Origin of the sequence: Alkalispirillum mobile (assembly GCF_003664325.1) — a bacterium.
Taxonomy (GTDB): Bacteria; Pseudomonadota; Gammaproteobacteria; order Nitrococcales; family Halorhodospiraceae; genus Alkalilimnicola; species Alkalilimnicola mobilis.
On record NZ_RCDA01000001.1, the window covers coordinates 421,166 to 435,574 of the forward strand.

General features: G+C 65.0%; 15 protein-coding genes. 9 read left to right on the forward strand and 6 right to left on the reverse strand.

Annotation, left to right across the window (positions count from 1 at the left end):
• Nucleotides 1-2: 2 nt before the first annotated feature.
• From DFR31_RS02055 to DFR31_RS02065, 3 genes are read right to left on the reverse strand one after another with little or no spacing between them, the layout of a single operon-like run.
• A complete protein-coding gene (locus tag DFR31_RS02055; RefSeq protein WP_121440998.1) occupies nt 3-1,880 on the reverse strand; it encodes a 2-oxoacid:acceptor oxidoreductase subunit alpha in 1,878 nt (625 codons plus the stop codon).
• Complete coding sequence (locus DFR31_RS02060) at nt 1,877-2,347, reverse strand: DUF934 domain-containing protein (protein WP_121440999.1); 471 nt, start codon at nt 2,345-2,347, stop codon at nt 1,877-1,879. Before DFR31_RS02060 ends, DFR31_RS02055 begins: the two co-directional genes overlap by 4 nt.
• Complete coding sequence (locus DFR31_RS02065) at nt 2,334-3,989, reverse strand: nitrite/sulfite reductase (protein ID WP_121441000.1); 1,656 nt, start codon at nt 3,987-3,989, stop codon at nt 2,334-2,336. The genes DFR31_RS02060 and DFR31_RS02065 overlap by 14 nt, the downstream gene beginning before the upstream one ends.
• Before the next feature lie 218 nt (nt 3,990-4,207).
• Here DFR31_RS02065 and DFR31_RS02070 point away from each other — a divergent pair, with 218 nt between their 5' ends.
• The 7 genes from DFR31_RS02070 to DFR31_RS02100 all read left to right on the forward strand — a co-directional run bounded on the left by DFR31_RS02070 (nt 4,208) and on the right by DFR31_RS02100 (nt 9,705).
• On the forward strand, nt 4,208-4,951 hold the full coding sequence (locus tag DFR31_RS02070; RefSeq protein WP_121441001.1) for a phosphoadenylyl-sulfate reductase: 744 nt from the start codon (nt 4,208-4,210) through the stop codon (nt 4,949-4,951).
• On the forward strand, nt 4,948-5,796 hold the full coding sequence (cobA, locus tag DFR31_RS02075) for a uroporphyrinogen-III C-methyltransferase (protein WP_121441002.1): 849 nt from the start codon (nt 4,948-4,950) through the stop codon (nt 5,794-5,796). The genes DFR31_RS02070 and cobA overlap by 4 nt, the downstream gene beginning before the upstream one ends.
• Nucleotides 5,793-6,743, forward strand: coding sequence for a sulfate adenylyltransferase subunit CysD (cysD, locus tag DFR31_RS02080; RefSeq protein ID WP_121441003.1), 951 nt, complete (start codon nt 5,793-5,795; stop codon nt 6,741-6,743). The genes cobA and cysD overlap by 4 nt, the downstream gene beginning before the upstream one ends.
• A 30-nt stretch (nt 6,744-6,773) precedes the next feature.
• Nucleotides 6,774-8,453 (forward strand): sulfate adenylyltransferase subunit 1, encoded by a 1,680-nt coding sequence (locus DFR31_RS02085; protein ID WP_121441004.1) that lies wholly within the window; start codon nt 6,774-6,776, stop codon nt 8,451-8,453.
• A 101-nt stretch (nt 8,454-8,554) separates the two neighbouring features.
• Nucleotides 8,555-8,791, forward strand: a complete 237-nt coding sequence (locus DFR31_RS02090; protein ID WP_121441005.1) for a glutaredoxin family protein — start codon at nt 8,555-8,557, stop codon at nt 8,789-8,791.
• The gene (locus DFR31_RS02095; protein ID WP_121441006.1) at nt 8,788-9,348 is read left to right on the forward strand and encodes a L,D-transpeptidase family protein; all 561 of its coding nucleotides are present in this window, start codon (nt 8,788-8,790) and stop codon (nt 9,346-9,348) included. The genes DFR31_RS02090 and DFR31_RS02095 overlap by 4 nt, the downstream gene beginning before the upstream one ends.
• Nucleotides 9,349-9,417: 69 nt before the next feature.
• Nucleotides 9,418-9,705, forward strand: coding sequence for an Lpp/OprI family alanine-zipper lipoprotein (locus tag DFR31_RS02100; protein WP_211328220.1), 288 nt, complete (start codon nt 9,418-9,420; stop codon nt 9,703-9,705).
• A 90-nt stretch (nt 9,706-9,795) separates the two neighbouring features.
• Here the strand turns inward: DFR31_RS02100 and DFR31_RS02105 are convergent, their stop codons facing one another.
• Genes DFR31_RS02105 through lipA form a run of 3 tightly spaced genes read right to left on the reverse strand, consistent with a single transcriptional unit; the run spans nt 9,796 to nt 12,449 of the window.
• A complete protein-coding gene (locus DFR31_RS02105) occupies nt 9,796-10,806 on the reverse strand; it encodes a L,D-transpeptidase family protein (RefSeq protein ID WP_245971059.1) in 1,011 nt (336 codons plus the stop codon).
• A gap of 34 nt (nt 10,807-10,840) precedes the next feature.
• The gene (locus DFR31_RS02110; protein ID WP_121441008.1) at nt 10,841-11,443 is read right to left on the reverse strand and encodes a CoA pyrophosphatase; all 603 of its coding nucleotides are present in this window, start codon (nt 11,441-11,443) and stop codon (nt 10,841-10,843) included.
• A gap of 10 nt (nt 11,444-11,453) precedes the next feature.
• A complete protein-coding gene (lipA, locus tag DFR31_RS02115; protein WP_121441009.1) occupies nt 11,454-12,449 on the reverse strand; it encodes a lipoyl synthase in 996 nt (331 codons plus the stop codon).
• Nucleotides 12,450-12,710: 261 nt separating this feature from the next.
• Between lipA and DFR31_RS02120 the strand changes: the two genes are divergently transcribed.
• Nucleotides 12,711-13,727: a ChaN family lipoprotein gene (locus DFR31_RS02120; RefSeq protein WP_170153571.1), complete on the forward strand. Its 1,017-nt coding sequence runs from the start codon at nt 12,711-12,713 to the stop codon at nt 13,725-13,727.
• A gap of 181 nt (nt 13,728-13,908) precedes the next feature.
• Complete coding sequence (locus tag DFR31_RS02125; protein WP_121441011.1) at nt 13,909-14,241, forward strand: high-potential iron-sulfur protein; 333 nt, start codon at nt 13,909-13,911, stop codon at nt 14,239-14,241.
• Nucleotides 14,242-14,409 lie beyond the last annotated feature (168 nt).

Sequence of the window (14,409 nt, forward strand, 5' to 3'; positions counted from 1 at the left end):
GATCAGGCTTCCAAAATCTCTTTGAATGCGTGTTCCAAATGGGCGATGCGGAACGGTTCCCCGGTCACCTGGCTGAGTCCCTCGGCGTGGACCCCGAAGCTGGCCCGGAGAACATTAACCAATTGGCCGTTATTGAGCTCCGGGACCAGCAGCCGGTCATAGCCCCGCAGCAAAGGCCCCAGGTTGCGCGGTAACGGGTTGAGGTATCTCAGGTGAATATGGGCCACCTCACGACCTTTCATGCGACTTCGCCGGACCGCCTGGTTAACCGCCCCGTAGGTCGACCCCCAGCTCACCACTGCCAAGTCCCCCGAAAGCCCGCCAACAGCCACGTCCTGTTCAGGTATGGCATCGGCCATGCCGCGGATCTTCTGGGCGCGCACGTCGGTCATGCGCTGGTGGTTGCCCGGCTCATAAGAGATATGGCCGCTATCGAAGTCTTTCTCCAGCCCACCAATGCGATGCTCCAAACCCGCCGTCCCGGGCTTCACCCAAGGGCGGGCGCCGGTGGCGGCCTCCCGCAAGAAGGGGTGAAACCCGTCCGGATCCGTATGGAAACGGACGGGGAAATCTTCCCAGTCCGAAAGCTCGGGGATCTGCCAGGGCTCCGCGGCATTAACCAGATAGCCGTCCGCCAGCAGCAGGACCGGCGTCATGTACCCCACGGCCAAACGGACGGCTTCAATTGCCATGCTAAAGCAGTCGGCCGCTGAAGCCGGTGCCAGGACGCAGAGGGGCGCGTCCCCGTTACGCCCGTAGAGAGCCTGGTAGAGATCCGCCTGCTCCGTTTTGGTCGGCAGCCCGGTGGAGGGGCCGCCGCGCTGGCAGTTCACGACGACAAGCGGTAGCTCGGCACTTACCGCAAGCCCCAATGCCTCGCCCTTCAGGGCCACGCCGGGACCGGAGCTGGCGGTCACGCCAAGGGAGCCACTGAACGAGGCCCCGATCGCGGCACAGGCCGCGGCAATTTCGTCTTCAGCCTGCAATGTGGTCAAACCAGGCTCACGGAGCCCGGCCAACGTGTGCAACAGCCCGGAGGCCGGTGTGATGGGATAGGAGGCAAATACCATGGGCAGTTCTGCCTTGCCCGCCCCGGCAAGCAGCCCCCAGGTCAGGCCATCCGCGCCGGTCACCGTTCGATAGCGCCCGGGTGCCCGTTCGGCGGGGGGCACATGAGTACGTGGGAGGGCTGGACCCAACTCCGCTGTCTCGCCGTAGGCGTGGCCCGCTAACAGCGCCGCACGGTTCGCGGCAGCGAGATCTTCCCGGTGGGCGAATTTTCGAGCAATCCACTCCAGCGTCGCGCCCGGATCGCGGCCGTATAACCAGTACATCAGCCCAAGCGCCCAGAGGTTCTTGCAGCGCCGGGCATCACCATGCCCCAAGCCGAACTCCTTGACCGCCTCCACGGTGCGTTGGGCGATGTCCACGGCCACGACCTGATAGTTGTCCAGGCTTCCGTCATCCAAGGGGCTGACCTCGTAGCCGGCCTTGGCGAGATTGCGGTCCGTGAATGCACTGCTGTTGATAACCAGTGTCCCTGCCACCACGACGTCAGGCAAGTGAACACGCAAGGCAGCGGGGTTCATGGCCACGAGCACGTCCGGTGCATCACCCGGCGTGGCCACGGAACGCGCGCCGAACTGGATCTGGAATGACGATACGCCAAAGGTGGTCCCGGCCGGGGCACGGATCTCCGCAGGGAAGCTGGGAAGCGTAGCGAGATCATTGCCGGCAAGCGCGGTAGCGCGGGTGAACTGACTGCCCGTGAGCTGCATACCGTCGCCGGAATCACCCGCGAACCGCACGACCACGGCTTCGACTGCCTCACCCGCGGCAATGGCTTCGGTGCTGTACCCGACATCACTTAGCCCGGTCATCGCTCGGCTCTCCGGACTGGCGTCGTCCCGAGTTGTCCGAATCGTTGCAGACAACGCTGCGCAGTCTCCAGGTCCACGTCGTCGGATAATTCAATGGACGCGAACCCAGCGCGCCGTAACGCACTCAGCTGATCAACCCGCAGGTCACCGGTTGCCCGCACCGGGCCGACGTACCCCAACTGACGCAACCAGGGCAGCAGGCTGAATCCGCGGCCATCGGTGGCAACCGGAAAACGCACGGCTACCAGCGGCAGCTGGGGCAATAGATCCGCCAGCCCCTCGGGATCATCGTCACCCTCCAGTTCCAGGGCGAGTCGGGCACCTTTGGCCGGGCGGGGCCGCCCAGCGGCCTCCCAATCCTGCCGCGGGATCAGCCAGTTGCCCGCCGGCAGCGGGTTGGCGAGACCCTCCGCCGCGAGCCGCTGCCAGTTGTCAGCAGCCGTGCGACCCTCCTCAAGCAGCAGCATGAAGCACCTCCTTGAACGGCGCCAGGCCGACCCGGCGCACCGTATCGATGAAACGTTCCTCGCCTTCGCGGAGGGCCACGTAGCGCTCCATCAGGGACGCCACCACCGGGGCCACCTGGTCCTGGGCCACCGAAGGCCCCAGCACCTTACCGAGGCTGACCTCACCGGCAGAGGATCCGCCTACCTGGATCTGGTACCAGGGCTCACCCCGCTTCTCGACACCGAGAATGCCGATATGACCCACGTGGTGGTGGCCGCAAGCGTTCATGCAGCCCGAGATATTCAGCCGCACCTCACCCAGATCGTGCAGATAATCCAGGTCCTCTAACTGCTCCTGCACCGCCAACGCAACCGGAATCGACTCAGCGTTGGCCAGGTTGCAGTACTTCCAACCCGGACAGCAGATAGTGTCGGCCACCGTGCCCACCACCGGGTGAGCCAGGCCCAGTCGAGCCAGCGTCTGCCAGACGGCGTAAAGGCGGCTGGCCGGAATATCCGGCAGCACCAGATTCTGGTGGTGGGTACTGCGGATCTCGCCCTGGCCTGCATGATCTGCCAGTTCCGCGACCACATCCATCTCATCGCTGCTGATATCACCCGGTTGCCGGTCACCATGTTTCAGGCAAACAGTCACCGCACGCACGCCGGTTTGACGCTGGCGTTCCGTATTCCAGCGCAGCCAGTTGGCGAACGCCTCGTCCCCTTCCGCCGTTGCCTGCAGCTCTGCCTCGTCCGCTGCCGTGGTGGCCACCGCCGGGCGTCGGAAGTGCCGAGCCACCTCGGCATACCGTGACTCCGTGATCAGCAGGTGGTCGCGGGCCATGGTGGCGTACTCGGCCTCCACGAGTTCCCGGAAACGGGCCACCCCCAGCTGCCGCACCAGGATCTTGATGCGCGCCTTGTTCTTGTTGTCACGCCGGCCGAACCGGTTATAGATCCGCAGGATAGCCTCGAGGTAGGGCAGCACCTCCCGGCCCGGCAAGTCGTGGCGCAAGCGTTCGGCAATAACGGGGGTGCGTCCCAGGCCACCACCCACCCAGACCTCGAAACGGGCGTCGTGACCGCTGCCCTCCACCAGCCGCAAACCGATGTCATGCACCTGCACGGCGGCGCGGTCATACCGTGCCCCGCTGACGGCGATCTTGAATTTACGCGGCAGGTAAATGAATTCGGGGTGAAGCGTGCCCCACTGGCGAATCAGCTCGCACCAGGGCCTCGGATCATCCACTTCATCCGCCGCGATACCCGCCAACTGGTCACTGGTGACATTACGTATGCAGTTTCCGCTGGTCTGCATGGCGTGCATCTCCACCTCGGCCAGATCGGCGAGCACCTCCGGAACATCAGCCAGTTCCAGGTGGTGTAGCTGCATGTTCTGGCGGGTGGTGAAATGGCCAAGCCCCCGGTCGTAACGGCGGGCCACCTCCGACAAGGCTCTCAGCTGCGTAGATGACAGCGTGCCGTAAGGAATGGCGATCCGCAGCATGGGGCCCAACCGCTGGATATACAGCCCATTCATCAGCCGCAGCGGGCGGAAATCGTCTTCATTGAGCTGCCCTGCCAAGTGGCGGCGCGTCTGGTCGCGGAACTCCTCCACGCGCGCTCGCACCAGGGCATGATCGTGATCGCTGTACTGGTACATAACCTTCGAAACCTTTCGGTGCGGCGATTTGACGGGCGTCAGCTTAGTACCCAACTGCTTACTACTAGAAAGAATGATTAGGGAATTGCTTATTCCCTATATCTGTTATTCGATCCCTGATTAATTCTTTATGGGATTAAGCAAATTGATAAACATTCCTTTGGGGTCTTTACGAGCTTTGCTAGCTTGCCAGCCATAGCCGAGGGAGGCGCTTAGCCATGACCAATCAAGGCATCGACCACGACCGCTTGAACTCACTGACCGATGACGCCGTGCGCCTGCTCAGGGAGATCGAAGCCAGCCACGGGCCCGCGGCCCTGGCGGTGAGCTTCGGTGCCGAAGACATGGTGTTGCTGGACATGGTCTGTCGGCATGCGCCGGGTATCACGCCCTTCACCCTGGATACCGGCCGACTCAACCCCGAGACCCATGCCCTGCACCAGCAGGCAAGGCGTCAGTACGGCATCGCCATCGAGACCTGGTTCCCCCAGGCCGAGGCCGTACAGGATTGGGTGCACAGCCACGGCATCAACGGGTTCTACGACAGCCGTAGTGCCCGCAAGGCGTGCTGCCACATCCGCAAGGTGGAGCCCCTGGCGCGGGCCCTGGCCGGCCGCAAGGCATGGATCACCGGGCAACGGCGGGCCCAATCGGTAACCCGCCAGGCGCTTGCCCTGGAGGAGCACGACGACGCCCACGGGCTCACCAAGTTCAACCCGCTGGTTGAGTGGGGCGAGCAGGACGTCTGGGATTACATCCGTGCCCACCAGGTGCCCTACAACGCGCTCCATGACCAAGGTTATCCCAGCATCGGCTGCGCACCCTGCACCCGAGCCATCACCGTCGGTGAGGACCCGCGCGCTGGCCGGTGGTGGTGGGAGGACCCGGAACACCGCGAATGCGGGTTACACCGGGCACCGCACGCCGAATCCGTGCGGGCCGGCGGAGGAAAACGACCATGACCCGGGCAACCACCCAAGGCGAGGTCTATCTGGTTGGCGCAGGCCCCGGCGACCCGGAACTGCTCACCCTGAAGGCCGTGCGCCTGATGCAGCGGGCGGATGCGGTGCTGTATGACCGGCTGGTGGCACCGGAGATCCTTGAACTGATCCATTCCGGCGCCGAGCGCATTCCGGTCGGCAAGGCCGCAGGCCGGCACACCCTGCCCCAGGAGGCGATCAGCGCCCGTCTGGTGGAATTGGCCCGCGCCGGTTATCGGGTGTTGCGCCTTAAAGGGGGTGACCCCTTTATATTCGGCCGCGGCGGCGAAGAGGTGGCGGAACTGGCTGCCGCCGGCATCCCCTTTCAAGTGATACCGGGCATCACGGCGGCGCAGGGCTGCGCCGCCTACGCGGGCATTCCGCTGACCCACAGGGACCATGCCCACAGCTGCCGCCTGTTGACCGGCCACCCGGCCGACGATCAAACCGACACCGACTGGGCGGACCTGGCCCGTTCCGGGCAGACATTGGTCTTCTACATGGCCCTCGGGCGCTTGCCGGAGGTCTGCGCCAACCTGCGCCGCCACGGGCTGCCCAATCACCACCCCGCTGCGGTGGTGGAACAGGGCACCACCCGCAGCCAGCGCGTGCTGATCGGCAGCCTGGAGACCCTGCCCCGCCGGGTGGCTGCCGAGGGCATCAAGCCCCCGGCACTGCTGATCGTGGGGGACACGGTGCGCCTGCACACGCAACTGCACTGGTTCCAGTGTGCCACCCCCGGGCAGTCGGCCTTCAGCCCCCTCCCGGAAAGCCCTGATACGCCCCCCCAGCGGGCGCCCCTGAAACACGCCGGAGGTACCCTATGAGCCAAGCCGCCAGTGCTTTGGAACACAGCAGAGCGTCCGAGCCCCTGCCTGCCACCAGTCATCTGGACCGATTGGAGGCGGAGAGCATCCACATCATCCGCGAGGTGGCGGCGGAGTTCGAGAACCCGGTGATGCTCTACTCCATCGGCAAGGACTCGTCGGTGATGCTGCACCTGGCCCGCAAGGCCTTTCACCCAGGCAAGCCGCCCTTCCCTCTGCTGCACGTGGACACCACCTGGAAGTTCCGGGAGATGATCAGCTTCCGCGACCGCATGGCCGAGGAAGTGGGCATGGAACTGCGGGTGCACATCAACCCCGATGGCGTGGCACAGGGCATCGGGCCCTTCAGCCACGGCTCGTCGGTGCACACCGATGTCATGAAGACCCAGGCGCTCAAACAGGCGCTGGATGAGCACCGCTTCGACGCCGCGTTCGGGGGCGCCCGACGGGACGAAGAGGCCAGTCGCGCCAAAGAACGGGTCTACTCCTTCCGCGACCCGCACCATCGCTGGGATCCCAAAGGGCAACGCCCGGAGCTTTGGAACCTGTACAACGGCCGCATTCACAAGGGCGAGAGCATCCGGGTCTTTCCCCTGTCCAACTGGACGGAGCTGGATGTCTGGCTCTACATCCACCGCGAGAAAATCCCGGTGGTGCCCCTCTATTTCGCCGCCGAACGCCCAGTGGTGGAACGTGACGGCCTACTGATCATGGTGGACGACGATCGCATGCCACTGAAGCCGGGTGAGACCCCGCGCATGGAGCGCGTGCGCTTCCGGACGCTGGGCTGCTACCCGCTGACCGGTGCAATCCGCTCGAGCGCCACCACCGTGCCCGAGATCATCGCCGAGATGCTGGACTCGCGCAGCAGCGAGCGCCAGGGCCGTGCCATCGACCACGACCAGGCCGGCTCCATGGAGAAGAAAAAACGTGAAGGCTATTTCTGATCAGCCATCCACCAAGCGACGAGTGAGACCATGACCAGCCATACCGACCTGCACCTGCGCCTGGAGGCGCTGGAGGCCCGCGACCTGCTGCGCCTGCTCACCTGCGGCAGCGTGGACGACGGCAAGAGCACGCTGATCGGGCGCCTGCTGCACGATGCCGGGGCCATACCGGAGGACCAGCTGGCGGCGCTGAACCAGGCCAGTGCCCGCTACGGAACCACCGGCGACGCGCCGGATCTTGCCCTTCTGGTGGACGGCCTGGAGGCGGAGCGGGAACAGGGCATCACCATCGATGTGGCCTACCGCTACTTCGCCACCGAAAAGCGCAAGTTCATCATTGCCGACACCCCGGGCCATGAGCAGTACACCCGCAACATGGCCACCGGCGCCTCCACTGCCGACGTGGCCATTATCCTGGTGGATGCCAGCAAGGGGCTGTTGCCCCAGACCCGCCGGCATAGCGCCATCTGCGCCCTGCTGGGTATCCGTTCTGTGGTACTCGCCGTGAACAAGATGGATCGGGTGGACTGGGACGAAGCCACCTTCAGGGCGATCGAGAACGACTACCAGGTGCTGGCCGAACGCCTGGGCCTGGAGCGGGTGGACTGCATTCCGCTCTCTGCCCTGCAGGGGCGCAATGTGGTCCACTCGGCTGACGATGTGGCGCCCTGGCACGCGGGCCCCACCCTGTTGCAGTGGCTGGAGTCGGTGGCACCGGCAGTCGACCAGCGCCCACTCGAGGCGGTTCGACTACCTATACAGTACGTCAGCCGTCCGCACGCCGGTTTCCGCGGGTATGCCGGTACCCTGGCCACCGGTACCCTCTACCCCGGTCAGGCGGTGCGCGTCCTCCCCAGCGGTCAGCGAAGCCGCATCCACAGTTTGGCGGGATTCAGCTGCCCAGTATCGTCGGCGGCCCACGCCGGCCAGGCGGTTACTGTTACCCTGGCCGACGAGTTGGATGTCTCCCGCGGCGACTGGCTGGTGGATGCAGACACCCCCAGCCTGACCAACGCTCGCGCCCTGGCAGCGGAACTGATCTGGATGCATGAGCGCCCCCTGCGCCCCGGTCAGCAGTTCTGGCTCAAGCTGGCCACTTGCAGCGTGCCGGCCACGGTATCCCGCCTGACCCATTCCCTGGACATCCATCGGCTGGAGCGCGGCGAAGCCCCGGGGCAACTGGCATTAAACAGTATTGGGGGGGTGGAGATCACGTTGGGCGCCCCGCTACCCTGCGAACCCTATGCCGCCTGCGCTGACGCCGGCGCCTTTATCCTGGTCGACCGCAGCCATCACGGCACAGTCGCCGCGGGCATGATTGATCGTGTCCATGAAAGCACCGCTGCGGCCCCGGTTCCGGATGCCCGCGCCCGCGCCCGCCAGAAAGGCCAGCAAGCTCTGGCGGTCTGGGTCTACGGAGGTGCTGAAGCCACCCGCGGCGCCACGGTGCGCCGGCTCGAAGGGAATCTGTTCGCCCAAGGGCTGCACGTCTACCGACTGCCGGAGCCCTTGCCCGACGGCATTCATGACCCCGAAGCGGTCATTCCACTGCTGCTGGATGCGGGCCTGGTGGTGCTGGCCGGCGCTGATCATCCGCCTGCGGTTGGAGATGCGCAGACCTGGATCATCAGCCAATCGGCCGGTGACCCCGAGACCACGGCAGCCGAGATGACCGGGGCCGTCGTGGCCCGCCAGCCCGATCACCGCTGACCAGGTGGGGACAGGTCTAGCTCGCTGTCCGGGCACCGATTGCCCGCCGCGGTGCGCCTTCGTATGATAGCGGGCGTATTCTCGCGCCTCGGGGGGCGTTCGTGCTTTATCTGTACATGACCGATTGCTGCCACCTCTGCGAAGAGGCGGAGCGTCTGCTCGAAACCGTCGCCGCCTACCAGTCGATGGAGTGGCGGCCGCGCGACGTGGTCGAAGACCCGGAGTGGATGGCCACTTACGGTGGTCACATTCCAGTGCTGGCTGATGACGCCGGCCACCGCCTCGGCTGGCCGTTCGATGCCACCGACCTGTTGCAGTTCCTGGAAGCCGCCCGATGAGCGTGCTGGCGAGACTACTGGTCGCGGGCCTCATGCTGATGGCGGGGTCTGTGGCTGCGGCACCGAATCACGACGGCGAGATCTGGGTGAAAGTGGACCCGGACGCGGCGGAGCTCACGGTCTACCAGGGCCATGAGCCGGTGGAGGTCTTCCAGCAGATCTCGGTGGGTCGGGCAGGCACCGCCGCGCTCCGGCAGCGGGGCGACAACCGCACCCCGACGGGCGAATTCCGCATCAACCGGATCAACCAGAACAGTCCCTTCCACATCTTTCTGGGCCTCGATTACCCCACTCCGCGGCACGCCCGCAAGGCGCTGGAGGCCGGGGTGTTCGACGAGGCCGAATACCGCGCCTACCACGATCACCTCAGACGGCACCGCGCCCCGCCGCAGGAGACCCGACTGGGTGGCCATATCGGGATTCACGGTATCGGCGGAGGGGATCCGGACATTCACGATCGCTTCCACTGGACCCAGGGTTGCGTTGCGGTAACGAACGAAGAAATAGAGCGCCTGGCTGACTGGGTAAACATTGGCACTCGCGTTCTGATCCGCTAGGATTCGCATGTGAGCTGATGCAAATTTAATCGCCCAGCTAGGGTTTTACGTCCGTACAAGGAGACTCCCATGACCGTGAAGATCAAGAACGCACTGAAGTACTCTGCCATTGGTGCTTCCCTGGCCCTGCTCGCCGGTTGCGCCACCGTTGCCGAGGAAGATGTGCGCAGCATGGTGGACGAGGCCCGCGCCGAGGCCTCCGATGCCCGTGCCACCGCCGATGAGGCCCTGGCCACTGCGAACGAGGCCCGTGACATGGCCGCCCAGGCTCAGGCCGACGCTGACGCCGCGCTCGAGGCCTCTCAGCGCAACAGCGAAGAGATTGACCGCATGTTCCAGAAGTCCATGTACAAGTAATTCACGGCTTCTGAGCACCGTTCCGGAACCCCGCCTTGCGCGGGGTTCTTTGTTTCTGCGTGTCTAAAACGGCGGTTTGCCTCGCCCCCGCTACAGATCACCGCTCAGGTGGCCTGGCAACAGCACATCGGCATCCCTGGAAATCGGTACCGGCAACCCCGTCGGGCTCTCCACCAGGCGCCGTAACCGGTTGTAGTCGACCCGGTGGCGCCGATCACCCAGGGCCTCGGCAACCGCGTCCGCGGCCATGCCGAGCTGCTCGCTCATCGGGGTGTTTTCGCGCTCTTCTTCAAGCAGGGGGTATGCCTGCAGGTAAAGCGTGTCGTCCTTCCAGCCCGCCTTGAACGGTGCATTCACCAGCTTGACCGATGTCCCCACGGGCAGGCGCGGGAACAGGTCCTCGATATCCTCCGGGTACATGCGGATGCAACCCGCGGTTACGCGCATCCCGATCCCCCAGGGCCGGTTGGTCCCGTGAATCAGATAGCCGGGGATACCCAACCGCATCGCGTGGCGACCCAGCGGGTTATCAGGCCCGGGCGGCACCACCCGCGGCAACTCTGTGCCCTGCTGCCGGGAGAACTCGCGAATGGACTCCGGCGGATACCAGGCCGGGTCCTCGGCCTTGGCGGTGATCTCCGTCTCACCGACGGGGGTATCCCAGTCCATCCGACCGACACTCACCGGATAGGTCTCCACCCGCCGGGGCTCATCCCCTTCCTGTGGCGGGTAGTAGTACAGGCGCATCTCCGCCACGTTGACCACCACACCCTCGCGCGGTCCCGGGGGCAGGATGAACCGCGTGGGCACCACCACCTCGGTCCCCTCCCCCGGCACCCAGAGACTGATGTCAGGGTTGGCGAGGCGCATCTCCTCGAAACCCACCCCGTGGCGGCGGCCAATTTCCAAGACGGTGTCCTCCTGCTCGGCCCGCACCACCTGGACCCGGCCGATAATGTCGCCCTCCTCCGGCAGCAGGTAGTGGCCGACAGGCAGGTCATCGGCGGCGGCCGCAGCCGGGCCCGCCGAGAGGAACAGCGCGACAACCAGGGCCGCAATCGACGGGAACAACTTGGGCATGGCACACAGGGATCGTTGCATGGGGGTTCAGTCCAGGGCTTGGGCCGGGGGGCCCTCAGGCGTTTTCGGCGGTGGGTGACAGCACTTGGCAGAACTGCATCAGGATGCCGGCTGTTGCACCCCAGATAAAGTGTTCTCGCCAGGTCAGGGCATGATAGCGCAGGCGTCGGCCGTGGCGCTCGGTTTCATATTGCCGGTGGTTGGCCGGATCGGTCAGAAAGGCCAGCGGCACGGTGAACACCTCGGCCACTTCATCCGGGTCCGGGCGCCAGACTGCCGGCGGGTCGATACGCGCCACGATTGGGCGTACCCGGTACCCGGTGCCGGTATGGTAAGGCCCCAGCCGACCCAGCACAGTCACCCGTGACGGCTCCAGCCCTATCTCCTCCCAGGCTTCCCGCAGCGCCGCACGCTCAGAACTCTCGCCGGGCTCCTTGCGACCACCGGGGAAACTGACCTGGCCGGCGTGATCACGAAGGTGCTCACTGCGGCGCGTGAAAAGCACATCGTACCCCCTTTCACCCGGGATGAGGGGCAGAAGCACCGCGGCGGGCGTGCGCCTACCCTGCAGTTCCAGAAAGCCGGTCTCCGGCAGCTCCGCCCCCGACAGGCGGCGGCAGAGGCACTCTGCCAGATCGGTTTCCCGGTGGTGATTCATGACCCCACCCTCAAGAGGCGGACTCCAGGCCCACGTTGTTTTTCTCCAGCACCTTGTCTGCGCGGTAACTGGACCGCACCATCGGCCCTGCGACCACTTCAAGGAAGCCCATCTCCAGCCCCATCCGGCGGTACTCTGCAAACTCTGCCGGCGAGACATAACGCTCCACGGGCAGGTGGTTGCGCGTCGGCTGCAGGTATTGGCCGAAAGTGACGATATCCACTTGGGCGGCACGCAGATCCTGCAGTGTTTCACGGATCTCCGCATCGGTCTCACCCAGCCCAAGCATCAGGCTGGTCTTGGTCAGCATCTCGGGGCGCCGCGCCTTGGCCATGCGCAATACCTCAAGGGTCTGGTCGTAGCCCGCTCGCGGGTCCCGCACCGGGTGTGTGAGCCTGCGCACCGTCTCCACGTTCTGGGCGAACACCTCCGGCCCGGAGTCGACCACCGTGTGCACGTGCGCCTGAACGCCGTTGAAATCCGGGGTGAGTACCTCCACGGCCGTCTCCGGATTGACCTCACGGATCGCCTGCACACAGGCCGCGTAGTGCCCGGCCCCGGCATCCGCCAGGTCGTCGCGGTCCACCGAGGTGAGCACCACGTACTTGAGGCCCATCAAACGCACCGACTCGGCGGCGTGGGCCGGTTCTTCGTGGTCCAGCCGGCCCTTGGGGTTGCCGGTGTCCACCGCGCAGAAGCGGCAGGCCCGGGTACAGACCGAGCCCATCAGCATGATCGTGGCCGTGCCGGCGTTCCAGCATTCACCGATGTTCGGACAGTGGGACTCTTCGCAGACGGTACTCAGCCGGTGGGTACGCACGATGTCGCGCACCTCCTGATACCCCTCGCCGCTCGGGACCCGGGCCCGCAGCCAGGAGGGCTTGCGCCCGCGGGGCGCCTGCTGCGCACCGGGATTGTGCTTGACCCCGTCCTTGATGGCGCGCACACCGTCGCGCTCGAACTTCATGCCACTGGTGACCACCGGAATGCCTTTCAGCGTGGGCATTATTCCCCCTGCATGCTGAATGGGTTGCTGTCCATGCCGGACGATACCCTTATTGTACACTGACCCCACTTACTCGTATTGACTCGGTGCAGCATGATGCCTCACTTCCCGCCCTATCGCCGTTCCACCCCCCTATTGATCACCACAGGAGCTGTTCTGTTCCTGAGTGGTTGCGCCACCACGCAGGAGGGCCTGCCAGCGGCGGGAGACGAATCCGCCTGCCCGGCACCGGGCCAATGGGTTGAACGGGACGGCACCACGATGACCACCGCCGAAGTGGTCAAGCGCGCTGCCGACTACGACGTGATCCTGCTCGGCGAGGAACACGGCAACCAGGATCAGCACCGGTGGCAACTTCACACCCTGAGCGCGTTGCAGGGGCAGACAATCGTCCGGGCCGTGGGCCTGGAAATGCTCCCGCGGGACCGCCAGTCCAGCCTGGACCAATGGTTGGCCGGTGACCGGGACGAGGCGGCATTCCTGCGCGAGAGCGAGTGGTATGAACATTGGGGGCATCCGCCGGAGGGCTACCTGCCCCTGCTCCACCTGGCGAGGATGGAGCGGATCCCGCTCCGCGCCCTCAACCTGGACCGCGAAACCCATGGCCGCCTGGCCGGCACGGACTGGGACGACGATGCAAGCGCCCTGGAGGGCATCATCTCGCGCCCCGCCACCCCTCACCCTGATTATCGTGACCGCCTGATCGAGGCCCTGGAGCGCCACCCCCACGCTGAAGTGGCAGATCAGGAGCGGTTCGTTCGGGCGCAACTGGTCTGGGACCGCGCCATGGCCGAAGGCCTGCACGAAGCGCTGGACAAGCACGGTGGCCCGGTGGTCGGAATCATGGGACGTGGCCACGTGGAATACGGTCACGGCGTGCCGGAGCAGCTGGCGGACCTGGGGGTCGGGGACGTCCTGGTGCTGCTGCCCCATGCGACCGAGGAGGACTGCGAACCGCCGGACACCGCACTGGCCGACTTCACCTACAGCTACCAACCGGGAACCGGCAGCGCGGATGCCCCCCTGCGACTCGGGATCATGGTGGAGTCGGCAGAGACAGGGCTGGAGGTAACACAGGTCAGTGATGGATCGGCGGCCGATGATGCTGGCATTCGGGCGGGCGATATCCTGCTGGAGGCTGGCGGAGAGCCGGTGAACCAGCAGAGCGCATTGCTAATCATTCTCAACAACGCCCGAAAAGGATTCGCATTACCAATAAAAATTAGTCGCAACGGCGATAGAAAAGACCTATTGGTCCGTTTTGAAAATGGCCACTGAACTTCGGGCAGACAAGGCTGTCCTATCTCCATGACCCGGCAGGCGATTGCATAAAATCAATTCTTTGAATGCGAAAGCTTGCACCCGCCTGCCAGGTTATTTAAGCTTCAAAGCAGTCGATCAATGCAGCTATTGGTTGGCATTTCAAAAGCCAAATAATCAGTGGCAAAGGAGAAGCACCATGTCCCAAGACATCGATACCAAGCGCCGCAGCTTCCTGAAGACCACCGCCCTGGGCGTGGCCGCCGTGCCCTTCGCCGGTGCCATGCTGCAGAGCCAGGTCGCCCGCGCAGACATGCCCCGCCTGGAAGAGGACGACGATATCGCCCAGAGCCTGGACTACGTGCACGACGCCGCTGATGCGTCCGATCACGCTCAGTACCAAGACGGCTCCACCTGCGCCAACTGCAGCCTGTGGCAGGGCGGCGATGAGCAGTGGGGTGGCTGCGACATCATCCCGGGGCACAACGTGAACGCCGACGGCTGGTGCAACGCCTGGGTACCGGCCGGCTAAACACTGCGTCTTGACGCATGTTTACCGTAGCCCGCCACTCGGCGGGCTTTTTTATGGCCAACCGCCCAACGCAATCGCGGGTGCGACAATGTGCGCCTTGCAATGATTCTAAAGAAGGGATAGCTTGCGTAGTTGAAGCCGGCAGGCAGGAAGCCGTTCTGAGATATG

Coding starts and splice junctions, on each gene's coding strand:
- DFR31_RS02055 (WP_121440998.1), bottom strand. CDS start 1,880: ATGACCGGGCTAAGTGATGTCGGGTACAGCACCGAAGCCATTGCCGCG.
- DFR31_RS02060 (WP_121440999.1), bottom strand. CDS start 2,347: ATGCTGCTGCTTGAGGAGGGTCGCACGGCTGCTGACAACTGGCAGCGG.
- DFR31_RS02065 (WP_121441000.1), bottom strand. CDS start 3,989: ATGTACCAGTACAGCGATCACGATCATGCCCTGGTGCGAGCGCGCGTG.
- DFR31_RS02070 (WP_121441001.1), top strand. CDS start 4,208: ATGACCAATCAAGGCATCGACCACGACCGCTTGAACTCACTGACCGAT.
- cobA (WP_121441002.1), top strand. CDS start 4,948: ATGACCCGGGCAACCACCCAAGGCGAGGTCTATCTGGTTGGCGCAGGC.
- cysD (WP_121441003.1), top strand. CDS start 5,793: ATGAGCCAAGCCGCCAGTGCTTTGGAACACAGCAGAGCGTCCGAGCCC.
- DFR31_RS02085 (WP_121441004.1), top strand. CDS start 6,774: ATGACCAGCCATACCGACCTGCACCTGCGCCTGGAGGCGCTGGAGGCC.
- DFR31_RS02095 (WP_121441006.1), top strand. CDS start 8,788: ATGAGCGTGCTGGCGAGACTACTGGTCGCGGGCCTCATGCTGATGGCG.
- DFR31_RS02100 (WP_211328220.1), top strand. CDS start 9,418: ATGACCGTGAAGATCAAGAACGCACTGAAGTACTCTGCCATTGGTGCT.
- DFR31_RS02105 (WP_245971059.1), bottom strand. CDS start 10,806: ATGCAACGATCCCTGTGTGCCATGCCCAAGTTGTTCCCGTCGATTGCG.
- DFR31_RS02110 (WP_121441008.1), bottom strand. CDS start 11,443: ATGAATCACCACCGGGAAACCGATCTGGCAGAGTGCCTCTGCCGCCGC.
- lipA (WP_121441009.1), bottom strand. CDS start 12,449: ATGCCCACGCTGAAAGGCATTCCGGTGGTCACCAGTGGCATGAAGTTC.
- DFR31_RS02120 (WP_170153571.1), top strand. CDS start 12,711: ATGACCACCGCCGAAGTGGTCAAGCGCGCTGCCGACTACGACGTGATC.
- DFR31_RS02125 (WP_121441011.1), top strand. CDS start 13,909: ATGTCCCAAGACATCGATACCAAGCGCCGCAGCTTCCTGAAGACCACC.